The sequence below is a fragment of the Klebsiella sp. 2-CIP_Kleb. genome (assembly GCF_050378715.1).
In the GTDB taxonomy this organism is placed as follows: Bacteria; Pseudomonadota; Gammaproteobacteria; order Enterobacterales; family Enterobacteriaceae; genus Klebsiella; species Klebsiella quasipneumoniae.
Window position 1 is genome coordinate 1 of record NZ_JBNRLG010000028.1, and the last position, 952, is coordinate 952.

Here is a 952-nt window from a genome sequence, read left to right on the forward strand (position 1 = left end):
TGCCTTCGGGAACTGTGAGACAGGTGCTGCATGGCTGTCGTCAGCTCGTGTTGTGAAATGTTGGGTTAAGTCCCGCAACGAGCGCAACCCTTATCCTTTGTTGCCAGCGGTCCGGCCGGGAACTCAAAGGAGACTGCCAGTGATAAACTGGAGGAAGGTGGGGATGACGTCAAGTCATCATGGCCCTTACGACCAGGGCTACACACGTGCTACAATGGCATATACAAAGAGAAGCGACCTCGCGAGAGCAAGCGGACCTCATAAAGTATGTCGTAGTCCGGATTGGAGTCTGCAACTCGACTCCATGAAGTCGGAATCGCTAGTAATCGTAGATCAGAATGCTACGGTGAATACGTTCCCGGGCCTTGTACACACCGCCCGTCACACCATGGGAGTGGGTTGCAAAAGAAGTAGGTAGCTTAACCTTCGGGAGGGCGCTTACCACTTTGTGATTCATGACTGGGGTGAAGTCGTAACAAGGTAACCGTAGGGGAACCTGCGGTTGGATCACCTCCTTACCTTAAAGAACCTGCCTTTGTAGTGCTCACACAGATTGTCTGATGAAAGTAAAGAAGCAAGGCGTCTTGCGATTGAGACTTCAGTGTCCCCTTCGTCTAGAGGCCCAGGACACCGCCCTTTCACGGCGGTAACAGGGGTTCGAATCCCCTAGGGGACGCCACTTGCTGGTTCGTGAGTGAAAGACGCGTGCCGAACTATCTCAAAACTCATCTTCGGGTGACGTTTGAGATATTTGCTCTTTAAAAATCTGGATCAAGCTGAAAATTGAAACGACACACAGTTAATGTGTGTTCGAGTCTCTCAAATTTTCGCGACACGAAGTGAAACATCTTCGGGTTGTGAGGTTAAGCGACTAAGCGTACACGGTGGATGCCCTGGCAGTCAGAGGCGATGAAGGACGTGCTAATCTGCGAAAAGCGTCGGTAAGGTGATA

The 952-nt window shown here is 51.2% G+C and carries 1 tRNA gene and 2 rRNA genes; all 3 read left to right on the top strand.

The window, feature by feature from the left end:
- Positions 1 to 518: ribosomal RNA gene (locus tag ACQUTP_RS25670) — 16S ribosomal RNA — on the top strand; the annotation flags it as partial.
- A gap of 85 nt (positions 519 to 603) precedes the next feature.
- A tRNA-Glu gene (locus ACQUTP_RS25675) sits at positions 604 to 679 on the top strand.
- 182 nt (positions 680 to 861) lie between these two features.
- Positions 862 to 952, top strand: a 23S ribosomal RNA gene (locus ACQUTP_RS25680); the annotation flags it as partial.